Annotated in this window: 22 protein-coding genes and 1 tRNA gene; 20 read left to right on the top strand and 3 right to left on the bottom strand. The window is 60.6% G+C overall.

Going from position 1 to position 25,789, the window contains the following annotated elements; translation table 11 throughout:
* Nucleotides 1–102 precede the first annotated feature (102 nt).
* Both BN1724_RS03665 and BN1724_RS03660 read right to left on the bottom strand, forming a co-directional pair.
* Complete coding sequence (locus tag BN1724_RS03665) at nt 103–1,203, bottom strand: sensor histidine kinase (protein WP_058234276.1); 1,101 nt, start codon at nt 1,201–1,203, stop codon at nt 103–105.
* Nucleotides 1,204–1,210: 7 nt separating this feature from the next.
* On the bottom strand, nt 1,211–2,071 hold the full coding sequence (locus BN1724_RS03660; RefSeq protein WP_084252726.1) for a response regulator transcription factor: 861 nt from the start codon (nt 2,069–2,071) through the stop codon (nt 1,211–1,213).
* Nucleotides 2,072–2,293: 222 nt separating this feature from the next.
* Here BN1724_RS03660 and BN1724_RS03655 point away from each other — a divergent pair, with 222 nt between their 5' ends.
* From BN1724_RS03655 to BN1724_RS03635, 5 genes are all read left to right on the top strand, one after another.
* The gene (locus tag BN1724_RS03655) at nt 2,294–3,730 is read left to right on the top strand and encodes a hemolysin family protein (protein WP_231928143.1); all 1,437 of its coding nucleotides are present in this window, start codon (nt 2,294–2,296) and stop codon (nt 3,728–3,730) included.
* Nucleotides 3,727–4,779 (top strand): hemolysin family protein, encoded by a 1,053-nt coding sequence (locus tag BN1724_RS03650; RefSeq protein WP_058234275.1) that lies wholly within the window; start codon nt 3,727–3,729, stop codon nt 4,777–4,779. The genes BN1724_RS03655 and BN1724_RS03650 overlap by 4 nt, the downstream gene beginning before the upstream one ends.
* A gap of 203 nt (nt 4,780–4,982) precedes the next feature.
* Nucleotides 4,983–5,831 (top strand): M23 family metallopeptidase, encoded by an 849-nt coding sequence (locus tag BN1724_RS03645; protein WP_058234274.1) that lies wholly within the window; start codon nt 4,983–4,985, stop codon nt 5,829–5,831.
* Between the two features lie 83 nt (nt 5,832–5,914).
* Complete coding sequence (gene tsaD, locus BN1724_RS03640) at nt 5,915–6,964, top strand: tRNA (adenosine(37)-N6)-threonylcarbamoyltransferase complex transferase subunit TsaD (RefSeq protein WP_058234273.1); 1,050 nt, start codon at nt 5,915–5,917, stop codon at nt 6,962–6,964.
* 165 nt (nt 6,965–7,129) lie between these two features.
* Nucleotides 7,130–7,206 (top strand) — tRNA-Arg (locus tag BN1724_RS03635).
* 180 nt (nt 7,207–7,386) lie between these two features.
* On the opposite strand, the gene BN1724_RS03630 is transcribed toward BN1724_RS03635, so the two are convergent.
* The gene (locus BN1724_RS03630) at nt 7,387–9,642 is read right to left on the bottom strand and encodes a bifunctional alpha,alpha-trehalose-phosphate synthase (UDP-forming)/trehalose-phosphatase (protein ID WP_058234272.1); all 2,256 of its coding nucleotides are present in this window, start codon (nt 9,640–9,642) and stop codon (nt 7,387–7,389) included.
* 410 nt (nt 9,643–10,052) lie between these two features.
* Here BN1724_RS03630 and lysA point away from each other — a divergent pair, with 410 nt between their 5' ends.
* The 15 genes from lysA to BN1724_RS03555 all read left to right on the top strand — a co-directional run bounded on the left by lysA (nt 10,053) and on the right by BN1724_RS03555 (nt 25,751).
* Nucleotides 10,053–11,468: a diaminopimelate decarboxylase gene (gene lysA, locus BN1724_RS03625; RefSeq protein WP_058234271.1), complete on the top strand. Its 1,416-nt coding sequence runs from the start codon at nt 10,053–10,055 to the stop codon at nt 11,466–11,468.
* 204 nt (nt 11,469–11,672) lie between these two features.
* The gene (locus BN1724_RS03620) at nt 11,673–13,031 is read left to right on the top strand and encodes a homoserine dehydrogenase (RefSeq protein ID WP_084252724.1); all 1,359 of its coding nucleotides are present in this window, start codon (nt 11,673–11,675) and stop codon (nt 13,029–13,031) included.
* 5 nt (nt 13,032–13,036) lie between these two features.
* A complete protein-coding gene (gene thrC, locus BN1724_RS03615; protein ID WP_058235736.1) occupies nt 13,037–14,098 on the top strand; it encodes a threonine synthase in 1,062 nt (353 codons plus the stop codon).
* Between the two features lie 45 nt (nt 14,099–14,143).
* Nucleotides 14,144–15,085 (top strand): homoserine kinase, encoded by a 942-nt coding sequence (gene thrB / locus BN1724_RS03610; RefSeq protein ID WP_058234270.1) that lies wholly within the window; start codon nt 14,144–14,146, stop codon nt 15,083–15,085.
* Between the two features lie 301 nt (nt 15,086–15,386).
* Complete coding sequence (gene rho / locus BN1724_RS03605; protein WP_058234269.1) at nt 15,387–17,450, top strand: transcription termination factor Rho; 2,064 nt, start codon at nt 15,387–15,389, stop codon at nt 17,448–17,450.
* Between the two features lie 190 nt (nt 17,451–17,640).
* A complete protein-coding gene (gene rpmE, locus BN1724_RS03600; protein WP_058234268.1) occupies nt 17,641–17,859 on the top strand; it encodes a 50S ribosomal protein L31 in 219 nt (72 codons plus the stop codon).
* Nucleotides 17,860–17,982: 123 nt separating this feature from the next.
* Nucleotides 17,983–19,080: a peptide chain release factor 1 gene (gene prfA, locus BN1724_RS03595; protein ID WP_058234267.1), complete on the top strand. Its 1,098-nt coding sequence runs from the start codon at nt 17,983–17,985 to the stop codon at nt 19,078–19,080.
* An 80-nt stretch (nt 19,081–19,160) separates the two neighbouring features.
* Nucleotides 19,161–20,078 carry a peptide chain release factor N(5)-glutamine methyltransferase gene (gene prmC, locus BN1724_RS03590; protein WP_058234266.1) on the top strand — a complete coding sequence of 306 codons (918 nt, stop codon included), beginning with the start codon at nt 19,161–19,163 and terminating at the stop codon, nt 20,076–20,078.
* A 5-nt stretch (nt 20,079–20,083) separates the two neighbouring features.
* Entirely contained in the window at nt 20,084–21,238 is a 1,155-nt protein-coding gene (locus BN1724_RS13480) for an L-threonylcarbamoyladenylate synthase (RefSeq protein ID WP_084252723.1), read from the top strand.
* A complete protein-coding gene (locus BN1724_RS03580; protein ID WP_084252722.1) occupies nt 21,235–22,470 on the top strand; it encodes an MraY family glycosyltransferase in 1,236 nt (411 codons plus the stop codon). The genes BN1724_RS13480 and BN1724_RS03580 overlap by 4 nt, the downstream gene beginning before the upstream one ends.
* Nucleotides 22,448–22,915 (top strand): hypothetical protein, encoded by a 468-nt coding sequence (locus BN1724_RS03575; RefSeq protein ID WP_058234265.1) that lies wholly within the window; start codon nt 22,448–22,450, stop codon nt 22,913–22,915. The genes BN1724_RS03580 and BN1724_RS03575 overlap by 23 nt, the downstream gene beginning before the upstream one ends.
* Nucleotides 22,916–23,303: 388 nt before the next feature.
* Entirely contained in the window at nt 23,304–24,056 is a 753-nt protein-coding gene (gene atpB / locus BN1724_RS03570) for a F0F1 ATP synthase subunit A (protein WP_331709468.1), read from the top strand.
* A gap of 78 nt (nt 24,057–24,134) precedes the next feature.
* The gene (gene atpE, locus BN1724_RS03565) at nt 24,135–24,362 is read left to right on the top strand and encodes an ATP synthase F0 subunit C (protein WP_058234263.1); all 228 of its coding nucleotides are present in this window, start codon (nt 24,135–24,137) and stop codon (nt 24,360–24,362) included.
* A gap of 8 nt (nt 24,363–24,370) precedes the next feature.
* A complete protein-coding gene (locus BN1724_RS03560; protein WP_058234262.1) occupies nt 24,371–24,925 on the top strand; it encodes a F0F1 ATP synthase subunit B in 555 nt (184 codons plus the stop codon).
* A 10-nt stretch (nt 24,926–24,935) separates the two neighbouring features.
* The gene (locus BN1724_RS03555; RefSeq protein WP_058234261.1) at nt 24,936–25,751 is read left to right on the top strand and encodes a F0F1 ATP synthase subunit delta; all 816 of its coding nucleotides are present in this window, start codon (nt 24,936–24,938) and stop codon (nt 25,749–25,751) included.
* The last annotated feature ends 38 nt before the right edge of the window (nt 25,752–25,789 follow it).

Raw genomic sequence — 25,789 nt, 5'->3', positions numbered from 1 at the left:
TGTTGGCAACCCGACCTGGGGCGTCTGCGTGGTATGAGACATGCATATTTGTCGCGTCCGCGGCCAGGTTTACCGCGGCTTAGGTTCTCCGCCAGGTGCTTATCAGCTGGTAGGTGCCGAAGGATCAGCTGGAATATCTGGCAGTGTGACACGTATCACCGACGAGCGATCGGTGTCACCGCCAGGCTCTCCATCCCCTCGATGATCCTCCTGGGCACGAGGATCATCCAAAACCCGGATGGTCCCTCCGTGAAGAGTCACGGCCCAGCGGGCAATTGCCAACCCCAATCCGGTGCCACCGCCGCCATCCGAGGAGCCTCCCCGATGGAACCGTTCAAACACTTTTTCCCGGTCGGCCCGGGCGATTCCCGGACCGTCGTCTCGCACCTCAAGAAACACGCCGGGTTGATCCGGATCACGACCAGCAGTCAAACGAATTGTGCCGCCCGGCGGGGAGTGGCGCGACGCGTTATCCAACAGGTTGGCGATCACCTGGTGCAACCGCTCGGGATCAGCGCGCACGCTGAGATCCGCAGGGTTCACCGCCACCCGCCACATCACGTCACGATCCTGATTGCTTGCGATTAAGGACGCCGCATCCACGGTTTCGTGCAGGAAAGGAGTGAGCTGAATCGTCTCGATGGACAGATGGGTGACCCCCGCCTCCAAACGAGATAGATCCAAAAGATGCGCCACAAGCCGGGACAGACGTTCAGTCTCGTGCAAAGCCGTGCGCAATGATGCGGGATCTGGGGCCGTAACCCCGTCCGCGAGATTTTCCAACTGGCCGCGCAACGCCGCCACCGGAGTGCGTAGCTCATGTGACACGTTCGCCACCAAATCCCGACGCACCCGGTCAGTGTGCTCTAAATCGGCAGACATCGTGTTAAACGCTTCGGCGAGCTGGCCCACCTCATCGCGCGAGCTCGTGAAAATCCGCCTGCTGTAATCGCCACGAGCCATAGCTCGCGCTGCCGCAGTCATATCGCGCAAAGGAGAGGTCATGCCGCGAGCCAGAACCTGAGTGGCTAGCAGAGCCACGACCACGATCACCGGGATCGTGACCAGCGGCGGCAGACCAGTCGAGCTACCTAGCCATCCACCCACGGCAGCGACTGTGACCGAAACAGCGACCAGCACTCCCAGTTTAATTTTGAACGACCCGAGACGGTTCAACGGTTTAGGGTCCGGAACGGTAGGCATCGCTGGTCTACCGGGTTTCGGAGGTGGACGTGGCGTCTTCGGGATCCTCGGGAACCTCTAGCGCATAACCCACGCCATGGACGGTGCGCACGATGTCCGATCCCAGTTTCCGGCGCAACGCCTTCACATGGCTATCAACCGTTCGGGTTCCCGTCGCATCCACCCAGTCCCAGACATCTTCAAGGAGCTGCTCGCGGCTGAGCACCGTTCCGGGAACTTCAGCCAGACACACCAGCAGATCGTATTCGGTAGGTGTGAGATGGGCGGGTACCCCGGCACGCGTCACCCGGTGGGCTGCACGATCTATGACCAGATCTCCCACCGCCAAGGTGGTTTGCTCCCGATGAGACGGCGCGGGCTGGGCTCTTTGCACTCGCCGCAACAGCGCCTTAAGCCGTGCGACAAGTTCCCGCATGGAAAACGGCTTGGTCATATAGTCATCTGCGCCGACGCCGAGCCCGACGAGCATATCGGTCTCATCATCGCGGGCAGTTAACATCAGCACCGGCACAGGACGGTCAGCTTGGATCCGTCGGCAGACCTCTAACCCATCAAAACCGGGCAGCATGACGTCGAGTACCACCAGGTCAGGCGAGACTTCTCCCACCAGGGCCACTCCAGACGGGCCGTCGTGAGCCATCTCAACCTGCCAGCCCTCGGCACGCAGCCGATCCGCGATCGCACGGCAGATCGTAACCTCATCCTCCACCACCACGATGGTGGGGCAGTGTCCGCCGGGCAGGGCGGCGCCGTGAGGTCGTTGAATGGGCGCGGTTCCAGCGCTAGGCGGGGGGCCGACGGGGCCGGATTTGCCACCGGGGCCCGCAAGGCCGCTGACACTGCCAGAAAGTGGGCCAAGAGTATTCATGACGACACCCTAGCCGGGACGGCTCCCTGATCGGGTCGTGCCGTATACTGCTCAGACCATGAACTCATCGCCTGTTCCGAGTCCATGCCCGGTAAAACCGGGCCACCCCACATTGTTAGCCGCGCTCCCGCGCGCATTCCTGGCTGCGTTTCTCAGCTCGTATCCCCTCGCACCTCGTCGATGGATTTCACTATCGATTGCGAGCCAGGGCAGTGAGCGCTCATGATGACTTTTCTTCTCCTTGTTGCGGGAATTGTGCTGACCGCAGGAACCGCGGTGTTCGTCGCCGCTGAGTTCTCGCTGGTCGCTCTCGATCGACACACGGTAGATCAGGCTGTTCAAAGCGGAGATCACCGCGCTCGCCGAGTGCTCAAGTCCCTCACGCACCTGTCCACCCAGTTATCTGGCGCCCAGGTTGGTATCACCATCACCACCCTGCTTTTCGGTTTTGCGGTCCAAGATCCGCTTGCGCAGCTGATCGCCCCCGCACTGTCGGCCGCCGGACTGGGTGAAGCTGCCGTGGGCATCGTCTCCGTTGCTTTGGCCATGGCGATTGCCTACGCGTTTTCGATGGTGTTCGGAGAACTGATCCCCAAAAACCTCGCCATTGCTGCGCCGCTGGCGACAGCGCGGGTAGTTGCCCCGCTGCACACCGCATTCACTGTGGTGACCCGGCCACTGATCGCGATCTTTAACGGCACCGCGAACTCGATGCTGCGACTTGTCGGTATTGAGCCCCAAGAGGAGCTCTCGGCGGCGCGATCCCCGGTCGAACTCGATTCGCTGGTGCGCCGTTCGGCGGACGCGGGAACCTTGGATGCAGGAACCGCAGTTTTGCTCAGCCGCACCTTGCACCTGGGGGAGCGAACCGCCGGTGATGTGATGACTCACCGTGGCGCCATGATTAGTCTGCGGCGCGACCAAACCGCATCAGACCTGCTCAACCTCACCCGGGACAGCGGACACTCACGATTCCCGGTGATCGATTCCTCAGAAGATGACGTCGTGGGTGTGGTCCAGATTCGCCAGGCCATTTCGGTGCCGCGCGCCCGACGAGGAGACACCCTGGTGGCATCCCTCATGAGTGAGATGCCGCGGGTTCCTGAAACGGTGGGCCTGGATGCTTTGCTGCTACGCCTGCGGGACCGCGGAACCCAGATGGCGGTGGTCGTTGATGAATACGGTGGAACCGCGGGAATTGTGACCTTGGAGGATGTGATCGAAGAGATCGTGGGAGAGGTTTCTGACGAACACGACGGAGCCGAACCTGAACGGTTTATTGCCGGGCGTCCTGGCGCGGGTGAGTGGACGGTCTCCGGCCTTTTGCGACCCGATGAAATTCGCCGCGATCTGGGAGTAGACGTACCGGAGTCATCCGAGTACGACACTCTGGGCGGCCTTGTGATGGATGCGCTGCGCCGTGTCCCAGAAGTGGGGGATGTCGTTGAACTGCCTGGTCTGCGGCTAGACGTCACCGCCATGGATGGGCGCCGAGTGGATCAAGTTCGGCTGCGCGTGCAGCAGGCCGGCCCGTCGGAGGGGACTGGCCTATCTGAGGAGATTGGCCCATCCGAACAAACCGATCTATCTAACCGAACCGGTCTAACTGGTCACACTGGCCTATCCGAACAGACCGAACCCGCAGGGGGCCAGCGATGAGCGATGTCACCGCCATATTTTTGGGTATCGCGATGCTGCTGGGTAATGCCTTCTTCGTAGGTGCGGAATTTGCCGTGATGACTGCCCGGCACAGCCAAATCGAACCGCTCGCAGCTAAGGGGCGCCCCGGAGCTCGAATGGCTCTGTTTGCTGTTGAGCATGTCTCGCGGATGCTGGCCTGCGCGCAGTTTGGTGTCACGGTCTGCTCGGTCACCCTCGGTGCCGTTGCAGAGCCAGCCATTGCGCACCTGCTCGAGCCGCTTCTGCATGCGACCGGTATCTCCCCGGCCTTTGCCCATCCGATCGCGTTCGTGATCGCGTTGATGATTGCGTCCTACCTGCACGTGGTCTTCGGAGAGATGATCCCTAAAAACCTCTCCATCGCTGTGCCGGTACAGGCGGTGCTCATCCTGGCTCCGCCACTGGTGCTGATCTCCAAGGTCTTCGGCCCCGTTATCTGGATCCTCAACGGTATCGCCAACTCCGCTCTGCGCATCCTCCGAGTGGAACCGCGCGACGAAGTCGAATCGGAATACACGGCAGACCAAATCGCCGCCATCGTCGACGAATCACGCCGAGAAGGCCTACTCGCCGATGATCAGGGGCTGCTGTCTGGAGCCATCGAATTCTCCGATCGCACCGCTCGAGAAATCATGGTGCCGATGGAGGATGTGGTCACTGTGACCTACGATGTGACGCCGGAAGACTTTGATGACCTGGTTGCGCGCACCGGATACAGCCGCATCGGTGTCCGCAACGACGCCGATGACCTCGTGGGATACCTGCATCTCAAAGATGTTCTCCTGCCGGAAAACGCCCTGGACGACTCCTATTCCAAGCCGGTGCATCCCGGGAAAGTGCGCGCGGTGGTGTCGGTGTCTGACACCGATGCCATTGAGGAAGTGCTGCGGGCCATGCAGTTTAACGGGGCGCATTTAGCCCGAGTGGACTCGGCAGCCGCGCGCAGCATTGGTGCCGTATTCCTCGAAGATGTGCTGGAAGAACTAGTGGGCGAAGTCCACGACGTGATGCAGCGCCACCCGGCCTGAGGTGGCCATCATCACCCCGTAGTCAAAGTGTGTTCCATGAGCCGGGTCGCGGAGGCAAAAAAATCGCAATGCCTCAGCCCAGGAGGTCGAGTTAAGGACCGTGCACATTTAACGTTGTGTGGACGTAAGACGACTGCCCGGTAGCTTCCGGTGCTGCTCAGTCTTTCCCTCGTTCGTTCATCACCGTTGGAAGGTTGTTTTTCGTGGCCACACACCGTGCCGCCGGAAAGGCGCAGGTACGTACACGGTGCCGCAACCACAGTCGCGTTCGTGGACATCGTGCCGCAAACCCGGTGGCCGCGGCTGCCGTGCGCACCGGTGTGCTCGGCGCGCTCGCAACCGCCACCATTGCGGTGCCGCTGGCGACTGCCGCGACTACGCCGCATCTCAGCACAGGCGACGGCATGGATTTGCGGGCCGCTTTTGGAGCTGATTTAACGACCTCCCAGCAACCCGGTTCTCAGGATCTCGATGGACAGCTCGAAGCATCGGCCCCGAGCGTCGATCCCATCCAGCAAGAAGCGCTAGATGACGTGCACAACACCCAGGCGGAGAAGCTTCTCGGAATTGGGGGTCAGGTAGGTGCATCAGCGCTAGCTGCGCCACCCAAACCCCCTGGCCCTGCGCAGCCGGATAGTAAGCAGAAAAACACGCCTAAGTTCATCGTCCCTGCACCTGGAGCCGCTATTACCAGTGGTTACGGATGGCGCACCCACCCGATTCTCGGGTACAGCAAACTGCATGACGGTGTGGACTATGGGGCGCCCTGCGGTGCCCCTGTGCTTGCCTCGGCCGCAGGCACCGTGATCGAAGTTGAATTTAACGAGGCCAGCGGACGCCGTATCTTTATCGACCACGGTGATGGTGTGATCACCGGGTACTTCCATTTACAGTCCTACAAGGTCAAATTGGGGCAAAAGGTTGCCCAGGGTGATGTGATCGCAACGGTTGGCTCGACCGGGCGATCCACCGGTTGCCATCTGCATTTCGCGAAACGCTCGCCAAGTGGCGAGTATTCAAACCCGATGACGCTCTTTACGAAAAAGCGCTGAGATCCTGTCCGGTAGCAGCTTTGCTCAGATACCGGAAGCAGCCGTGAGCGAGTTGCGGAGCCTAAGCGATTAAGCTGGGGCGCGTGAAAACCCCAGTGGTCCTCGGCGTTGAATCTTCTTGCGACGAAACCGGTTTCGGTATCGTCAGCGACGGCATCCTGCTCGGTCAAAGCCTGGCTTCCAGTGCCGCCGCCCACGCTCGCTTTGGTGGCGTGGTTCCAGAAATCGCTGCGCGCGCACATCTGGACGCCGCGGTTCCCACCTTGCGACTGGCGCTCGAGGACGCCGGCATCACCCCTGGAGAGCTCACCCATGTGGCGGTGACCTCGGGACCAGGTTTGGCCACCGCGGTGCACGTGGGTCTGGCCGCAGCGAAGGCGATCGCATGGTCACTTAACCTGCCGCTGTACGGGGTGCACCACCTAGCCGGGCATGCGGCAGCCGACACACTTGAACACGGTCCGTTGCCCCCTCGAAGCATCGTTCTGATCGTTTCCGGCGGGCACACGTCTATTCTCAAAGTAGGCGATCTCGTCCGTGATCCGATCATTCACCTTGGCGACACACTCGATGATGCTGCCGGTGAGGCCTTTGACAAGGTGGCGCGCCTGCTAGGACTTGGATATCCCGGGGGTCCGGAGGTGTCGGCAGCAGCTGTCGGTGGCGACCGCGAAGCTTTCGCCTTCCCGCGAGCTTTCATGAAGTCGGGCGATGCGCCGTACACCTTTTCGTTTTCCGGTCTGAAAACCGCGGTGGCTCGGGCAGTAGAGACCTGTGAGCGTACGGGAGCTGAGGTTCCCGTCGCCGATGTGGCTGCGTCCTTCGAGCACGCGGTGGTCGATGTTTTGGTGCATAAAGCAGTGCGTGCGTGTCGGGATGAAGGGCTGGATACCTTAGTGATCGTGGGTGGGGTGGCTGCGAATCGGCACCTGCGCGAGGTGGCCGCACAAAAGTGTGCCAGCGCCGGGATTAACCTGAGGGTTCCGCCGGTGCGTCTGTGCACTGATAACGGGGCCATGATCGCGGCGGTGGGTGACCTGTTGGCGCGTGCCGGTGCTCAGCCGAGCGGATACGGGATGTCTGCCGATCCGTCGGCTGTGTTGCATGGTGCCCAGTTGCCGCTTCCGGCCTGAGATGCTCGGCGGAAGCCGATGCTTTAGTCGCCTCTCGGATGCGGCTGAGAACGGTCGGGGTTCCGCCGGGTGCAATGCTCGGTGTGGCATGGACCTCAAACCGTGGTGTGCGCAGGCTTGAAGGCGGGGGAGTGAGGTTGAACCTGCTAGAGTGATGTGCGTTCCGCCCGCGTAGCTCAGCTGGATAGAGCGTCTGTCTCCGAAGCAGAAGGTCGTAGGTTCGAATCCTATCGCGGGCACCACAACATGAATTTGCCGGTCACTAACTGATAGTGACCGGCAAATTTTTTGAGGTTTTTACAGCAGGGGAATCAGGAAGGTCCCGGTTTCGGGTATCCCTCGTGTTATCCCGGCCTTCATCCCGTCTCCCTATCTATCGCATCCCGATCTCGACCTACCGTATGCTGCCGCCACAGTTCGGCTCAGACAACATCCCGACGCATCCTAAGGAGCTGGCCTAGGTACTCCTGGACTGTCTCTGGATCCGGTAGCCGGAATGATGCGGCGGTGTCGCCGTCTCCGACCTTGATTCCTAGGTCACCAGCGTGTAAAACCCCGAACGCGTACTCATCGGTGACATCGTCGCCGAGGTACAGCACGGCGTCAGCGGCGCAGGCGCGGCGTAACGACTCAAGCGCCATGCCCTTAGAGGTGTGGACCACGGCGAATTCCACCACCTCTTTGCCGGGGGTGACGTGTGCATTCGGAAGCGATCGCGCATAGGTTAAGGCTTCTTCGGTTGCGTTCGCTGAGCCACGACCACGGCAATTTCGGGTGTGCAAAACAGCTGAGGTGGGCTTGACCTCGACTTCGGCTCCTGGATGATGAGTGGCGATCACCTGCAAAGTTCGCGTAATTGAGCGCAGCAGCAGCTCACGTTCCTCGGTCATGATGGTGGATCCCATGTCGAGCACATCGGCATCCATCTGGGGGGATAGGGGGCCGACCTCACCCCCGTGCGAACCGATTAATGTGACGGAACTGGGCATCTGGGCTAGCTGCTCCAAATCGGCCAGACTGCGACCGCTGACCAAAGCCACATTGACCCCCGGTAATTCCGACAGGGCGCGCAGGGAGCCCATGGACCCGGCTAAGGGCTTGGCGGCATGGCGATCATTCATCAACGGTGCGAGCACCCCATCGAAATCTGAGGCAATCAGCAGACGGGGCACGGTAATAAATGCCTGGGTTGCCCGGCTGAGGTCCTCCGAAGATGGGTGATCATGCGCCAGGAGCCGAACCGGCGGGCAGGCCGGGTCGTGGTCAGGTTTATCTAATTCCTCTAATTGGGTGAGGAAGCTCTTGGCCCAGTAGGTGACGTCATGATCAATAACTTGACGCCGCAGTGAGGTCATCCGGCGTTCCTGTTCCTCATCCGAGGTGTTTAAGGCGTCGAGAATTGCGGTTTTCAATTCATCGATATCGTGCGGGTTCACAAGGGTTGCCGCGCGCAGTTCGTCTGCGGCACCCGCGAATTGAGACAGCACCAGCACTCCCCGAAGGTCCTCGCGGGCCGCGACGTATTCCTTGGCGACGAGGTTCATGCCGTCGCGCAGAGCGGTGACGAGCAGAACGTCCGCTGCCATATAGAGCGCTGTCATGTCTCGCCGGTCAAAAGAACGGTGCTGATATGAAATGGCGGGCCGGCCAATTGGCGCGTAGTCGCCGTTGATTCGCCCGACGGTGAGTTCAACTTCGTCTCGCAGCTGACGGTAGGCCTCCACGCGCTCCCGCGAGGGGGTTGCGACCTGGATCATCACGACCTCATGAGGGTCGATTGCTTCGTCGGCCAGCAATTCACCATATGCCTTTAACCGATGCCTGATGCCTTTGGTGTAGTCCAGCCGGTCCACGCCGAGCACGATTTTGCGCGGGTTCCCCATTTCCTGGCGAAGTTCACGGGCACGCTGTTTTATGTCGGGTTCTTGCGACATGGCCGTGATTGCTGCGGCGTCAATGGAAATCGGAAATGCTTGGGCGGTTGCTTCTCGGGAGGGGCGGGAACCGATCCCCGGTACGCGCACATTGCGGTCAGAGATCTGGTATCCGAGGAGTTGGCGCACACAGGTTAAAAAGTTGAGGGTGTCATGCTCGCGCTGAAAACCAATGAGGTCGGCCCCGAGCAGACCCCGCAGCACCTGATTGCGTTTGGGTAATTGCGCGAATAGTTCAAAGGGAGGGAAGGGAATGTGGTTGAAGAAACCGATCCGCACATCGGGGCGACTGGCGCGGATCATTTCCGGTACCAACTGAAGCTGATAGTCGTGTACCCAAATGGTGGCGCCGGGTGCGGCAATCGAAATCGCTGCGCGCGCAAATCGGCGGTTGACTGCGAGATAGATATCCCACCAGCCTCGGTGGAAGGTCGGGTCGGCGATCACGTCGTGGTACAGCGGCCATAGAGTGCCGTTGGAAAAACCTTCGTAATACTTTTCGACATCCTCGACACTCAGCTGCACCGGGTAGAGGAACATTCCGTCAGCCTCGAATGGGGGAAGGTCTTCGTCGGGAGTACCCGGCCACCCCACCCATGCGCCGGAGTCGACGTCCTTCATCACCGTCTCCATCGCGGTCACCAGCCCTCCCGGGCTGGGAACCCACTCCGTGCTCCCGTCTGGCAAAGTTTTGCGATCCACGGGTAGACGGTTGGCGACAACGACGAGGTCGTGTGTGGGCACGGGGTGAACTCCTTCGTCTAAGGGATGAGCGGCCACAGGGGCGGCCGGCGTCTACGGCCACACGAACGGCTGCCCGGGGGAGAAGATCTCACTGACGACCATAGCAATGCCCTCTCGTAGTCGGATGGTTTTGGCGTGTGCTGGGATGATCTTGGACGGCGGACATGGCACTGCAATGTCAGAGGTCTTCGCTAGGCTTTCTGCGTGGCGGGGGACAGGATCCGGTTCTAGCTCATCGCCCGGCTGCTCACAGATGGTTACTGGTCTCCGTGCCGGTATCGATGTGTGCGACATGCCAGCATGGGCATGTTGCAGCTACCCCGGCAGTGATGTGTTGGCTAGGCCAGCAGGGTCACGTCGTCTAGAGCAGCATTGACGTCAAGCCATCGCGATATGAGGAGATAACACAGGTGCGTGCACATGAGGCCGGAGCCCTTCACGGCAATGACGCGAGCCCGCAATGGTTGCCTTATCCCGAGGACGTGAATGCGCTCATCGATGGACTCTGGTCGACAACGGTGCGCCGCGGACATGACGGTGCGCTAGAAGTTGGGGGTGTTGACATCCGTGAGATTGCCCGGGACATTGGCACTCCGGCGGTCATCGTCGACGAAGAGGATTTCCGGTCCCGCGCCCGTGGTTTTAGAAAAGCGTTTGAGTCGGCGTTTGCTCCACTCGGTGGGGTAGACGTGTATTACGCGGGTAAAGCGTTTTTATGCACTGCGGTTGCGCGTTGGGTGAGCGAAGAAGGGCTCGGATTGGACGTGTGCAGCGGCGGTGAGTTAGCGGTCGCGTTGCGGGCAGGTTTTCCGGCTCATCGCCTGACGTTGCATGGCAATAACAAGTCTGATGAGGAGATTTATCGGGCCTTGTCTGCCGGGATTGGGCGGATCGTGATCGACTCCCTCGACGAAGTGGATCAAGTTGCCCGCATTGCTCGGGACCTTAATGTCGTCGCACCCGTGCTTATTCGTGTCACAGCGGGGGTTGAAGCACATACTCATGAGTTCATTGCGACGGCGCATGAGGATCAGAAATTTGGTCTTTCGCTCACCGGGGGGCAGGCCAGGCGTGCCATTGAACGGGTCTTGGACCGCGACGATTACCTCGAACTGAAAGGTTTGCATTCGCATATCGGTTCCCAGATCTTCAACGTGAGTGGTTTTGGGGTTGCGGCCGCGCGTATCGTGAGGCTTTTGCGAGAAGTCCGGGATGATTTTGGTCGGGTGTTACCTGAGCTCGATCTAGGCGGCGGCTTTGGGGTGATGTACACCACCCAAAACACTCCCGCGACCCCCGAGGATCTCGCGGACGGGCTCGCCCAGATCGTGCGAGAGGAATGTGATCGCGCGGGCCTTGAATACCCACGGGTGTCGATAGAACCCGGGCGTGCCATTGCGGGGCCTGCGGCGCTGACCCTGTACACCGTCGGGACCGTGAAAGACGTAGCGATTGGCGGTCCCTATCACCGCTGGTATGTGTCCGTCGACGGCGGTATGAGCGACAACATTCGCACCGCGCTCTACGATGCCGACTACTCCTGTCTGCTAGCTTCCCGCGTGTCCTTGGCTGATCCGGCGGTAGTTCGGGTGGTGGGTAAACACTGCGAAAGCGGGGACATCGTGGTGAAAGACGAATACCTTCCGGCCGATGTTCGTCGCGGTGACTTGCTCGCTGTGCCTGTCACCGGCGCGTACTGCTTCTCCCTCGCCTCGAATTACAACCATGTTCCCCGGCCCGCCGTCGTCGCCGTTCGGGACGGGAAAATCCATACCATCGTGCGGCGAGAGACTGAGGATGACTTATTAGCTCGCGACGTGGGCTGACTGGTCGCCGGAGGGGTTGCTAACGAGCGGAGACGCTCGGTGTAGATGAGACCATGTCATATCTCGACCCGAACCATGCGCCAGTGCGCCCCATAAGGTTAGATTCCTAAAAGAGCAGCCGCCCCGGCGCATAGGCCATGCTCTGGCTGCAAAGCGTGAAATGCCCGTCGTGGGTGATAGCGCCATCGAATCGAAAGGACTCCCATGTCAGTGGATAGTGCCTCATCCCATAGCCGGTTAGTGCGCGGGGGACAGCCCGGTGCACAGACCAAACCCGTGACCCTCGCAATCCTTGGCGCTGGCACGGTGGGAACTGAGGTGCTGCGCCTTTTAGACATTCAGCGCGATGACTTGGCTCAGCGCGTGGGAGCCCCTTTAGAAGTGATCGGTATTGCGGTGCAATCTCTTCATGCCCCACGGGCTGCGCATGTGAACCGGAAACTGCTCACTGACCAGCCGCAGTCTCTTGTGCGCACAGCTGACATCGTCGTCGAAATGATGGGCGGTCTGCATCCGGCGGGCGATCTGTTGGAATCCGCGCTCGAATCTGGGGCGTCGGTCGTGACCGCCAACAAGGCGTTGCTTGCCGCAGATGGCCCGCGGCTCTATGAGGCCGCAGACCGGCATGGCGCTGACATCTATTTTGAGGCTGCGGTCGCCGGGGCTATTCCTTTGGTTCGCCCAATTCGAGAGTCCTTGGCAGGAGATCGAGTGCGCCGGGTGCTCGGCATTGTCAACGGCACCACCAACTACATCCTTGACGCCATGACTCGCCACGGACAGGACTTCCAAGAAGCTCTTGGGCGTGCCCAAGAACTCGGGTATGCCGAAGCGGACCCCACCGCCGACGTGGACGGGGATGATGCCGCCAGCAAAGCCGCGATCCTTGCATCGCTTGCATTTCACTCTCGGGTCCGACTCGATGATGTCCACTGTGAGGGCATCCGCTCTATCAACGTGGACGACATCGCCGCCGCTCGCAGGCTTGGCATGGTGATCAAGTTGCTGTGCATCGTGGAACGTGTAGACGATGACCAGCACGGTGAGCGGATCGCTGCGCGCGTATATCCCGCTATGTTGCCCTTGGCGCATCCGCTCTCTTCGGTCGGCGGAGCCTACAACGCGGTGTTTGTTGAGGCGGAAGCCGCAGGGAGTCTCATGTTCTACGGTCAGGGCGCCGGGGGATCGCCCACTGCGTCCGCGGTGCTCGGTGACATTGTGTCGGTAGCCCGGCATCGGGTGCAGGGCGGCAAAGGCCCCAATGAGTCTCGCTACGCTGATTTGCCCGTCGCCCCGGTCGGCGAGCTGGAGTCGGGCTTTTATATTGCGCTGGACGTGCTCGATCAGCCGGGCGTGCTGGCCGCAGTGGCTGGGACCCTCTCGGGCCATGGGATCTCCATTCGGACTATCCACCAGGAGGTCAATAGTGAAAGTGGGCATGCCAGGGTAGAGCTGGTGACATATCGGGCACGCGAAGATGCCCTGAATTCTGCGCTTGAGTCTCTGCGCGCCGATGCGCATGTGGTGTGTATTTCGTCGATGCTGCGGGTTGAAGGAGAGTGACCGTCGTGGGAGCGCAACTGTGGCGAGGTGTTATCGCTGAGCATCGTGAGCGCCTTCCGCTCACCGCCGAGGATCCTGAGCTGACCCTGGGTGAAGGCGGGACCCCGCTGATCCCGGTCCCAGCTTTATCCCGTCAAGTGTCCGGGGACGTCTATGTCAAAGTGGAAGGGATGAACCCGACCGGTTCCTTTAAAGACCGGGGCATGGTGGTGGCGATGGCAAAGGCTGCGGGCCGAGGTGCCCGCAGTGTGATCGCTGCATCCACCGGGAACACCAGCGCTTCCGCGGCCGCGTATGCCAGCCGACTCGGGATGGATTGCACGGTTCTTTTGCCCCAGGGGAAGATCGCTGCCGGGAAGCTCGCCCAGGCGATTGTGCACGGTGCCCGTTTAATCGCGGTGGACGGTAACTTTGACGACTGCCTGACCATTGCCCGCACGCTCCACGAGCGTTTCCCAGTGGAACTGGTTAACTCCGTGAATCCGTTCCGCTTACAGGGCCAGAAAACCGCTGCGTTTGAAGTCTGTAATGCGCTTGGATACGCCCCTGACCTGCACATTCTGCCCGTCGGAAATGCGGGTAACATTTCGGCCTACTGGCTCGGGTACACCGAGTACTACCAGGACAAAGTCATCTCAGCTCGTCCGCGCATGTGGGGATTCCAAGCCGCAGGTGCGGCTCCATTCGTCCTGGGCGGCCCGGTTGCGCATCCCGAAACGGTCGCGACGGCGATCCGGATCGGCGCTCCAGCGTCGTGGGACCTGGCCCTCGCTGCGCGAGATGAATCCGGCGGCAAAATTGAAGCGGTCACGGATGAACAGATTCTCGCCGCCCAGGCCATGCTCGCGGACCAGGCCGGAGTGTTCGTGGAACCCGCCTCAGCCGCAGGGATCGCCGGACTTGTGCAAAACGCTCGGCGCGGCGAGGTTGAAGCTGGCCAAACCATTGTGGTGACAGTGACCGGCAACGGTCTCAAAGATGTCGATACCGCGCTGTCCACGCGCGACCTGCGACCGGTGGAAATTCCCGCCACTGCGGATGCGGCAGCCCAGGCGATGAATCTGTGACACCGGGTTGGCATTGTGTACGCTGCGCATCGTGAGGAGAGCGCAGTGAGAATTGAACGAACCGGAGTTAGCGTCAGCGTGCCCGCGACGAGTGCAAACCTAGGCCCGGGCTTTGACTGCCTGGGTCTTGCCCTGGGACTTCGCGATGACCTGGAGGTTGAAGCGCTCGCCGGTGGTCTCGATATTGAGGTCCAAGGGGAGGGACGTGATGAGGTTCCCCGCGGCGAGGACCATTTGGTGGTGCGCGCCCTGCGCACCACGCTCGATTATGTGGGAGCTCCCCAGGCAGGTCTGCGTCTGCGCGCCATCAATAGAATTCCGCATGGACGAGGGTTGGGGTCCTCGGCCGCAGCGGTGATTGCGGGGATCGCGCTGGCTCGCGGACTCGTGACGCCCCGTGGAGTACACCCGGATGAGGTGCTTCACCCTGCCGCAATGCTTCAGTTGGCCTCTGACCTGGAAGGGCATCCCGATAACGCGGCGGCAGCGTTGTTGGGTGGGGCGACCATCGCCTGGCAACACGGGCAGACTGCGCGGGCGATGCGGCTTCCAATCCCGGCTCATTCGGTGGTGGATCCGCTCATATTGTCCCCGCAGAACACGCTGGCTACCTCCCATGCTCGAGGTCTGCTCCCCGAACAGGTCAGCCACCGCGATGCGGTGTTCGCGGTGAGCCGGGTCGCTCTTTTAGTACATGCTCTCACTAATGAGCACAGCGACTTGAGCCTCCTGATGGACGCAAGCGAAGACGTTCTGCATCAGGAATACCGGGCCCCGGCAATGCCTGAGTCGCTGGACCTCGTACGTATCTTGCGTCAAGAGGGTTATCCGGCGACTATTTCGGGTGCGGGACCATCGGTGTTGGTGCTCGCCGGAGTCGATGAGGATCTCGCCAGTATTGTGCGTCGTGCAGTCGGAGATCCCGGGGCATGGCGGCTGGCCCGACCAGGTTTGGACCGACGCGGGGCCGTGTGCGACGACATCTGATTGCTATCAGACCGTTCCCTGCTGCTGTGTGCTAACCTTTCCATGCGTCCGGTTCCTACGAAGAACCGTCGTCCCCAGCAACTCGGTCTCTCCCGAAACTCCGTCATCAATGATGGGCGTCAGAGCGATGGACCAGTTCCGTGAGGATCTCTTCGAACCTTCCGATGGCAGTGCCCTTTGCCCGCGAGATCGTATCGCACGACTAACGCAGGCCAGGCCTTGAGATCGGGGTCGACGTCGACGCACCATCACGCATCTTCCATCCCCGCAGACTTAAGGGTCTGACAGGAAAGGACACCTGGTGACCGACACCAAATCTGCGTCGGCTGACGGGAACGACCTCGCATCCCTCAAGCTTCCCGCACTTCAATCTATTGCGACCTCGCTCGGTATTAAAGGGGTAAGGCGCTTCCGCAAGGGAGAGCTCATCGACGAAATTCGCAACGCCCATGCGCGAGCTGCCGCCTACAGTGCGTCGCTTGCTGCACGTCGGGCGAGTGAGGCCGCCTCAAAGGAGCGGTCTGCGTCGTCAACCCCCCGAAGCACCCGTGAGAATTCATCTGCTGACTCGACGTCAGCGTCGTCGCCGGTATCTCGCGACACTTCGGCGCAACCGGCGAAAGACTCCGACCGTACCTCCCGTGCGGACCGCACTGAGGACTCTTCCTCGTCCCAGGGGCGTAGCCCGAGGGCGGAGCGTCCGGAGCGCGCCGAGTCCTCGGAACGCGGTGAACGTCAGGAGTCTGAGCGCTCGCCGCGCCGCTACTCTGACCGCGATGGGGACCGTCGCCGCGCCTCAGACCGTTCACAGCGCTACGACCGTGCTGAGCGAGGAGAACGGACCGAGCGTGGCGAACGGACTGAGCGTTCGGAACGCACGGAACGCTCAGAATCTGGCTTAGACCAGGGGAACCGCGGCGCTATCCAAATAGATTTGCCCCCCGCACGGGACCAGCGCCAGCGTCCCCAACGCATTGAGGACATCGAATTGCCGGTGTCGAACCGCGACCAGCGTAAACGTTCCGAAGATCGCGACGAGCAGCGCACCGGACAGCGCTTTGATCGCCGCCAGGCTGGCACCGGGCCGGACGACGACGATGATCGTCGCGGTGGTCGCCGCTCGCGCAACCGACGCGATCGCAAACGGCGTGGCCGGGGCGATAACCTGCCCGAAACCGATGAGGATGTACGCGAGGGCGACGTTCTGATGGGCGTCGCTGGCATCCTCGATATCCGCGACAACTACGCATTCGTGCGCACCACTGGGTATCTGCCCGGCCCGAGCGATGTGTACGTCTCCATGAACCAGGTGCGCAAAGCTGGTCTGCGCAAGGGAGATGCCATCACCGGCCAGGTAAAGGCCCCCCGAGATGGTGAGTCTCAAAACCAGGGTGGTGGAAAGCACCAAAAGTTTGCGGCTTTGGTGCGGGTGGACACCGTCAATGGGCTGGCTCCTGAGCAGGTGCGCCAGCGGGTGGAGTTTTCTAAGCTCACCCCGCTATACCCGGATGAACGGTTGCGGTTAGAAAGAAACCCGTCAAACATCACTCCCCGGGTGATCGACCTGGTCTCTCCGATTGGTAAAGGCCAGCGCGGTTTGATTGTGGCGCCGCCGAAAACCGGTAAAACAATTATCCTGCAGCAGATTGCAGACTCCATCGCGGAAAACAACCCCGAGGTGCACCTGATGGTGGTACTCGTGGATGAGCGCCCCGAGGAAGTCACCGATATGCAGCGGACCGTGAAAGGTGAGGTCATCGCCTCCACCTTTGACCGCCCAGCCGATGACCACACGACCGTCGCTGAATTGGCGATTGAACGGGCAAAGCGTCTGGTGGAAATGGGCCGCGATGTAGTGGTTCTGCTTGACTCCATTACCCGTCTTGGGCGTGCTTACAACCTCGCAGCTCCCGCCTCGGGCCGTATCTTGTCCGGCGGTGTGGATTCCTCGGCGCTGTACCCGCCCAAACGATTCTTTGGCGCGGCCCGCAATGTTGAGCATGGTGGATCGCTGACCATTCTTGCTACCGCGCTGGTAGAAACCGGCTCGAAGATGGACGAAGTGATCTTCGAGGAATTTAAGGGCACCGGCAATATGGAGCTGAAACTCGATCGCCGTTTGGCGGATCGACGGATCTTCCCGGCGGTCGATGTCAACGCCTCGGGTACGCGTCGCGAAGAAGCACTGATGGGCCGCGAAGAGCTCGCCATTATGTGGAAACTTCGCCGGGTGCTGTCTGCTCTGGAACAGCAGCAGGCACTTGAGCTTCTGCTGGAACGCATTAAAAAAACTCAGTCCAATACTGAATTCTTGGTGACCGTGCAAAAAACGACGCCGGTTCCCGGACGCGGTAACAACGACTGATCTGATCGGGAGCATTCAGGTTGTCAGGGGCTTACGGGTGAACCCTTTCCCAGGATGCGTGATGAGTTGATCACCATCTTGAGGGAAGGGTCGCCGTGGAGTCTTTGCTCTGGCAAACTGACCTGTGGTTCTGGTTCACGCGGCGCGTCGGCGCGGCGACCCAGCGGCCCCATCACCTAAGGAGACACACGTGAAGAAGGACGTTCACCCCCAGTACGTGGAGACGACCGTGACCTGCACCTGCGGGAACACGTTCACCACGCACAGCACCAAGGCCAATGGTCGAATCAACACCGAAGTGTGCTCGGCCTGCCACCCGTTCTACACCGGTAAGCAGAAGATTCTTGACACCGGTGGCCGCGTGGCCCGTTTCGAGGCCCGCTACGGCAAAAAGAAAGCCGCCAAATAGCTTTTCCGACGGCGCCGGCTCCGCGAACCTTTATCGCGGCGCCGGCGCCGTTGCTGTATCCGCGTACCTGTTGTCCCCACGTAATCAGGGCTATATACCACCACGAATTCTCGGAGGGTCTTTGTGACCGATTCACTTGCGCCATTGCTAGCTGAGCATGCCGACCTCGAAAAGCAGCTTGCGGATCCTGCTGTGCACGCTGACACTGCCCGCGCGCGTGCCCTGTCACGCCGCTACGCTCAGCTCACCCAGATCGTGCGCGCCCGAGATGAGCTCGCCCGCGCGAAGGATGACCTAGCGGCAGCTCAGGAGCTTGCGGGCGAAGATGGTGGGGGTGAGTTCGCCCAGGAGGCGCGGGAGCTGGAGGTTCGGGTGGGCGACCTCGAAACGGCGCTGGAAGAATTGCTTGCCCCCCGCGACATTGATGATGCCCGTGACGTGATTTTAGAAATTAAAGCGGGCGCAGGCGGGGAAGAATCGGCGCTCTTTGCCGCCGACATGTTGCGCATGTACCGGGCCTATGCCGAATCTAAGGGGTGGGGAGTGGATGTGCTCACCTCGACGATTAGCGACCTCGGCGGAATTAAGGATGCCGCAGTGGCGATTAAAGCCCCCGGAACCCCGACGCCAGCCGAAGGAGTATGGGCGCATCTTAAACATGAGGGTGGGGTGCACCGGGTCCAGCGGGTGCCGGTGACTGAATCCTCAGGCCGCATTCACACCTCCGCGGTCGGTGTGTTGGTGGTTCCCGAGGCCGATGCCATGGATGAAAATGAGCTGCTCGCGGAAGAAATGGCGCCGGCCAACCTCCGGATAGATGTGTTTCGGTCCTCTGGTCCTGGCGGCCAGAGCGTGAACACCACGGATTCGGCTGTGCGCATCACGCATCTGCCGACGGGGCTTGTGGTGTCCTGCCAAAACGAAAAGAGTCAGCTGCAAAATAAAGAAGCAGCATTGCGAATCCTACGGTCGCGTCTTTTAGATGCTCGCCGAGCGGAGGAAGAGGCCGAAGCATCTGCCACTCGGCGGGCACAGGTGCGCACGGTTGACCGCTCAGAGCGCATCCGCACCTACAACTATCCCGAAAATCGGATCAGTGACCACCGCACCGGGTATAAGGCAAACAATCTCAACCAGGTGCTTGACGGCGCTCTAGACGATGTCATCTCATCGTGTGTTGCTGCGGAACGGGAAGCTCGGCTCGCGTCTGCGACTGACTGACGCGATATGAGAACCAGGTTATGCGCAACAGCGGCTTTCGGACTCGCTGATCGTCGCTACGGGTAAAGGAATCTGACCGGATGCACCCTCTTCTTCGCGCCGCACTGGCGGAGGCGACCGCTCGATTGGACGCTGCTGGTGTGCCCTCCCCGGCGGTCGATGCACGGATGATTTTGACCCACGCGCTTGGTGCGCAGGGACCGTTGGTGCTGGTTGATGATGTTCCCTCAGATCTGGGTGAGAGCCTGGAGCCGCTGCTGATGCGCCGGGAAGCGCGCGAGCCGTTACAGCTCATCCTGGGCAGTGCTCCGTTTCGGCGGCTTGAGCTGATGGTTCGTCCGGGTGTGTTCATTCCCCGCCCGGAAACCGAGGTTGCGATTGATCTCGTCCATGCCTACGACGGACCTTGTCGTAGGGTCATTGATCTATGCACAGGAAGCGGCGCTTTGGCGGCTGCCCTGCTCGATGAGTTCCCTGAGGCACAGGTCATTGCAGTCGAGATGGATGCTCTAGCTGCCGATTTAGCTCGTGAGAATCTTCAGCGAGTGGCTAATCCATCGAGATTTCGGGTCGTGCAGGCCGATGTTGCCGGCACCTCAGCCCGCGGAGAGCTTGTGGCTCAGCTCGCAAATGCCGATGTCGTGGTGTCGAACCCGCCGTATATTCCTCCTGGACAGGTCCCTGTTGACGCTGAGGTCATCCGGCACGATCCGCATCGGGCATTGTTTGGCGGCGGACATGACGGGCTGTGGGTTCCAGCTCACGTTATGGCTGTGGCAGCTAATGTGCTCAGGCCCGGTGGTCTCTTCGTGATGGAACACGCCGACGTCCAAGGCGAGGCCGCCCGGGATCTGCTTGAGCGCATCGGGGGGTTTGAAGATATCCGCACCGCTGTGGACCTCAGCGGTCGTGACCGTTTCGTGGTGGCGCATCGAGGAGGGGAAACATCACCTCTAAGGACTGATGATGCGCCCAGCACATTAAAGGTGAGAAACTGAGCGACGTGAGCGTATATGACTGCACCCAAGCAGAGAGCCGTACGACCGCTCTCGACGCGGCAACCGAGGCTGTAAGCGGTGGCCAACTCATTGTGTTGCCAACCGACACGGTCTATGGGATCGGCGCAGATGCCTTTGACGCAGACGCTGTCCATCGGCTGTTGGCAGCGAAGGGACGGGGTCGCAATATGCCGCCGCCGGTTCTCGTCGGAGATATCGCCGTGTTGCATGCGCTGGCGCGCGACATTCCCGAGGACATTGAACGTCTTGCGGAAGCGTTTTGGCCCGGGGGACTGACGATTATTTTGTCTGCCCAACCGAGTCTGACCTGGGATCTGGGGGATACCAAGGGGACTGTGGCATTGCGCATGCCTGACCATGAAGTCGCCCTCGAGCTTCTGCGCCGCACCGGGCCATTGGCCGTCTCCAGTGCTAACCGCAGTGGAAAGTCGGCAGCGACCACTATTTTGGATGCGGCGACCCAGCTCGGCGACGAGGTTGAGGTGTATCTGGATGGCGGGCCCAGCGCGTTGGGGGAGCCGTCCACCATTATTGATGCCACGGTGACTCCGCCGGAGATCGTGCGAGCTGGTGTGCTCACTCGGGAACAGATCGTCGAGAAAATCGGTGATATTTTCGCATCGCCCGAACCGGAACCTGAGCAGGTCGTTGAATCCGGTGGTCCGGCCTCTGATAACGCTACCGATGGCGAGGCCACCCCCGACAACGCCACCCCTGACAATGCTGCCCTCGATAATGCTGACCAGAGTGCCGAGTCGATCGCGGGCTCGGATGCTGACCAAGCACCGGTCCAGGAAGCGCACACGAGCCCGGAGGCCCCGGCTCTAAGTGATTCGCCGACCCCGGGTGAATCGGTTACTGCGGATAGCTCAGCAGGCACCGAGAGCCCGACCAGCACCGAAGAACAGGGCGATGAGGGTTCTGAGGGGGCTGCCACTACCGCACCTGAAGCCAGTAAGGCCGTTGATGCGAGTGCGCCTGTTGATGCGAGTGTGCCTGTTGATGCAGCCCCCGAAGGCTCTGGATCTAAACCGTCACTTCCCTCTGAGCAGGACCCGGCGGCAGCCGATCTGATCGGTGCGGCCGATGATGCCTCAGAGACCGATACCACTCGTCACCACGGAGCCGCGCGGCCTTGAGGGTCTACCTGTTTTTGCTCGTCTTATCGGCGGCGGTGACGTATCTGTCCACCTCCGCCGCACGCCTGCTTGCCCGGCGGATCGGTGCTATGACCGCTGTGCGCGCAAGAGATGTGCACACTGTGGTGACGCCTCGGCTCGGCGGAGTAGCGATGCTGATCGGGGTTGCCGCTGCCATGGTGGTGGCCTCCCAGGTTCCCTTCTTGCATGGGCTGTTCACCCAGACCGGGCAGCCATGGGCGGTGCTCGCTGCGGCGACCGTGGTGTGTCTGCTCGGGGCTGCCGACGATAAATGGGACCTCGACTGGTGGACGAAGCTTGCAGGTCAGGTACTCGCCGCCGTGTTGTTGGCGTGGCAGGGTGTTCAAATTTACTCGCTGCCACTGGGCGGTGTGACCCTGCTGTCGTATCGCAGCTCACTTATTTTGACCGTGCTCGTGGTCGTCGTATGCATGAATGCCGTCAATTTTGTGGACGGTCTGGACGGTCTTGCCGCGGGCGTGATGGCAATCGGTGGTATCGCGTTTTTCCTCTATGCGTACGATCTGACCCGGTCTGCCAGCGCCGAGGACTACTCCTCACTGGCGACACTCATTACCGCGGTCATGATCGGGGCTTGTTTAGGTTTCTTGCCGCACAACTTTGATCGGGCCCGGATTTTCATGGGGGATAGCGGCTCAATGCTGCTCGGGCTGTTGCTTGCAGCCTCAACGATCACGGTGACGGGCCAGGTAGATCCTGGACGATTGAAGACTTCGGACCTCGTGGGCCAGTTCCTTCCGATCCTGTTGCCGCTCGGGGTCATGTTCATTCCGTTCCTCGATTTTACGAGCGCTGTGGTCAGACGGGTCGGAGCGGGGAAGTCTCCTTTCCATCCCGATAAACGGCATCTGCATCATCGGTTGCTAGCTCTCGGGCACTCCAAGCGCGGCGCTGCACTCATCATGTACCTGTGGACGGTAGTTGTGGCCATTGGGCTGTTGTTACCAGTCTTGGTTCCGTTCACGTATGCCGCGATTTTCTGGGCCGTCGGTATTGCATTTGCTGTGGTCTTGACGATTGATCCGTTGACGCGGTTGCGGCGCAGGGCTGTTCGCGCAGAATCTCGTGAGCCCCAGCAGTGCGAGTCACCTCCTTTATCTCAGCCAGCAACCTCGCACGTGTCATCGGGAACGCAGGATGAGACCCACCGCCGAGACGAGGAACGCCATGAATGCTCCGACGCCCAATGACAGCCCCCCGGGTCGTGTGATCGATCCCGGGCTCGCTCGCCGACGGGCCGACAATGACCGCTTCCTGATGCGTTCGGTTCTGATCGCAATCGGTATTGGCGTGATCTTGGATCTCGTGATCGTGATTGTGGCTGCGATGACATCATCCTCGGCTGTTACCGGGGCGCTGATCGGCTCAGGCTTAGCCTTGGTTATGACGACGCCCACAGTATTTACGGTGCGGACAACTCGTCAGGCGAGTCCGTCGGCAACCGCAGCAGCGGTGATGGGAACCTGGGCCCTGAAAATGGTGATCGTGATCGGGGTAGTTCTGCTCGTGCAGGATAACCCTGTGTTTTCGCGTCCGTGGATCGGTATCGCGTTGTTAATCGGAGCGGTCAGCACGGTCATTGTGGAAGCGGTGATGCTGGTGCGTTCGCGCCATCAGTTGGAAGTCGAAGGCTGATCCATCCTGCGCGTGCCGGCGCTGATCAGGCCATCCAAAGTGTCGTCGTCACCGTCCAAAAGTGCGGCCTGTCTTATCTCTTTGTGTTATCCATATTCCTGCGGGAAGTCCTGCGGGATGAGATCGCCAGCGACTGGTCGGAAGGTCCCTATCATCATTCGGCACTTCTGCTAAGCTGGCCAAGATCGCAGCGCACGAGGCTGTCTCTTCGCGCGCGTCCACCGGTGGACCTGCTTGGTTCCTCCGGGATGATCACCTAACCCAGACGACCGACAGGCCGTCCGGTCGCCCCTCAGGGACGAGTCGGACGCCGTGAGACCGGGAGATCGACCTGAACACCCCAGCAGTCGCGACCCACCTTCTCGCGGAAGGTGACTCGTTTTTCCACATTCCCACTCTGAAGGAATTTTTCCCCGAGGCCATCTTCGGTCAAGGAACCTTCTTCGAGTTCAACCGGATCCAGCTCGTCCGCCTCGTCGTAGTGGTCGTGGTATGTGTGACGCTGTGCCTCATCGCATCCAGAGCAAAGCTCGTGCCCGGTAAAGCACAGAGCGCCCTGGAACTCGTGATGGATTTCGTCGACCGCAATATCGTGGTCGGTGTGCTCGGTATCCGCGAGGGTAAGCGTTTCGCACCCATGCTGACCACCATTTTCATTGTGGTCCTCGCGATGAACCTGTCCGGCGCGGTGCCGGGCCTAAATATCGCGGGCACATCTGTAGTCGGAATGCCGCTAGCCCTGGCTCTATGGACCTTTGTGACCTACGTGTACTTCGGTGTGCGCAAGCACGGTCTGGCCGGTTATCTCAAGCATGAGACCATGCCCCCGGGTCTGCCGAAGCCGATCTATCTGCTGCTGGTCCCGATCGAATTTCTCCAGGTTGTGTTGATCCGTTGGGGATCTTTGACTATCCGTCTGCTTGCGAACATGGTTGCCGGGCACATGATGCTCGCCGTGTTCGTCTCAATGTCCCAGGCGCTTTTACTCGGAGCCTGGTGGATGAAGGCTATGTCACCGTTATCGTTCGGTCTTTCTCTGGGGATCTACGGCTTTGAAATTTTCGTTGCCATCCTCCAGGCCTTTATCTTTGCCATGCTCTCAGCGGTCTACATTCAGATGGCCACCTCCGACGAGCACTGATAGCGCGCCTCTCGCTCCATCAGCCGTTGTTTCGACCTGAGGGCCCAACCGGGCTCTCGCACTACGAAAGGAACCCTAGTGGACACCACCACCCTCGCCGAGCTTTCCGGTAACGTCGCCTCCATTGGCTACGGTCTCGCAGCAATCGGCCCGGGCATCGGTATTGGCATTATCGTGGGTAAGGCATCCGAAGCGATGGCGCGTCAGCCTGAGCTGCGCGGTGAACTACGGACCACGATGTTTATTGGTATTGCTTTTACCGAGGTCCTCACGCTGCTCGGCATCGTGACCGGTCTGATCTTCTGAGGTCACCCATGAACTTGGCTGTCGATGGGGTAGGTAAATTCGCCCTATTTATACCTGAGGTACCCGAGATCTTTTGGACGCTGGTCTTTCTGATCATTTTGTGCCTGGTCTGTATGAAATATGTGCTGCCTAAGATGAACGCGGTGCTCGACGAGCGTCGTGAGCGAATCGAAAGCGGTCTCAAGCAGGCTGAGGTAGTTCAGGACGAAGTCAAGCGCCTGCGTTCTCACCAGGAGCAAGAGCTCGCCACTGCCCGCCAGCAGGCGGCAGAAATTCGCGAAAAGGCCCGCCAAGACGGTCAGCGCATCGTACGTGAAATGCGTGAGCGTGCGGAGTCTGAAGCGGAGCGTATCGTCGCCTCGGCACGTCAGCAGATTGAAGCTGAGCACCGTGCCGCAGCTGCCCAGCTGCGCGGCGATGTGGGATCCCTGGCAACTGATCTGGCATCGAAGATCGTCGGGGAAGCTCTGACGGACGACGAACGTGCACATCGAGTGATCGACCGATTCCTGGACGATCTGGAAGCACAGGCCGACGTCTCTAATTCGGTCTCTGCCCGGTGAGGAGTTTGTGATGCGCGGAGTATCCGCTGATTCCCTCCACCAGGTGATGTCCCAAGCCGATGCCGTGCTTTCGGCACCAGACACGGATCTGATCACCTGCGGACGGGAACTTTTCGAGATTGCGAGTCTGATCGACTCCACCAATCGCCTCCTGAGGCTGCTCAGCGACTCCGGACGCGACGGTGATCTCAAGGCATCCGTAGCCCAAAAACTCCTTGAAGGACGCGTCTGCCCGGTCGCTCTCGACCTCACCCTGGCGCTCGTGCGTCGGCGGTGGTCACAGCAGGATGACCTACTCGACGCGCTGGAATGCGTCGGCGCCACCTGCCTGTTACTCAAAGCAGAACGCGAGGATGCGCTGGGCACGGTCGAGGATGAACTGTTCCGCGTGTCGCGGACGATTGATTCAAGCCCGGAACTCAGTGCGGCGTTCGATGAAACCCGTGACCGCCCCGAGGTACGGCTGAGCATTGTCAAGAGTCTGCTCGCCGGACGCGCACACGAGGTGACTCAGCTGCTGGTTCAGCAGGCAGTCACGTACGGAACGGACCGCAAGGCATCCCGCCGAGTGTTGGACATGCTCGCCATCGCTGCCGAACGCCGGCAGCGGTTGGTCGCTCTTGTGACCAGTGCAACCCCGCTGACTACGGCTCAGCAGGAACGTCTTGGAAAGATCCTGGGCGGTATCTACGGGCGTGAGGTGCATATGAGCCTCGAATTGTCACCCGATGTCATCGGGGGCCTGCGCATCCAGGTCGGCAATGACCTCTACGACGCCACCGTGCTGTCGCGGCTGCACACAGCCCGTCGGAGTTTGTCCTCCTAACCACCTGACAGCATCACCGAAGACCCCATATGAAGCAA

This window comes from Devriesea agamarum (assembly GCF_900070355.1).
In the GTDB taxonomy this organism is placed as follows: Bacteria; Actinomycetota; Actinomycetes; order Actinomycetales; family Dermabacteraceae; genus Devriesea; species Devriesea agamarum.
This window is presented reverse-complemented; position numbering and strand designations above follow the sequence as displayed.

What these genes read in the sequence shown, in the direction of transcription:
- BN1724_RS03555 (WP_058234261.1), top strand. Translation starts at nt 24,936, where the DNA reads ATGCGCGGAGTATCCGCTGATTCCCTCCACCAGGTGATGTCCCAAGCC.
- BN1724_RS03650 (WP_058234275.1), top strand. Translation starts at nt 3,727, where the DNA reads ATGAGCGATGTCACCGCCATATTTTTGGGTATCGCGATGCTGCTGGGT.
- BN1724_RS03560 (WP_058234262.1), top strand. Translation starts at nt 24,371, where the DNA reads ATGAACTTGGCTGTCGATGGGGTAGGTAAATTCGCCCTATTTATACCT.
- BN1724_RS03660 (WP_084252726.1), bottom strand. Translation starts at nt 2,071, where the DNA reads ATGAATACTCTTGGCCCACTTTCTGGCAGTGTCAGCGGCCTTGCGGGC.
- BN1724_RS03665 (WP_058234276.1), bottom strand. Translation starts at nt 1,203, where the DNA reads ATGCCTACCGTTCCGGACCCTAAACCGTTGAACCGTCTCGGGTCGTTC.
- BN1724_RS03575 (WP_058234265.1), top strand. Translation starts at nt 22,448, where the DNA reads ATGAATGCTCCGACGCCCAATGACAGCCCCCCGGGTCGTGTGATCGAT.
- BN1724_RS03620 (WP_084252724.1), top strand. Translation starts at nt 11,673, where the DNA reads ATGTCAGTGGATAGTGCCTCATCCCATAGCCGGTTAGTGCGCGGGGGA.
- prmC (WP_058234266.1), top strand. Translation starts at nt 19,161, where the DNA reads ATGCACCCTCTTCTTCGCGCCGCACTGGCGGAGGCGACCGCTCGATTG.
- BN1724_RS03655 (WP_231928143.1), top strand. Translation starts at nt 2,294, where the DNA reads ATGATGACTTTTCTTCTCCTTGTTGCGGGAATTGTGCTGACCGCAGGA.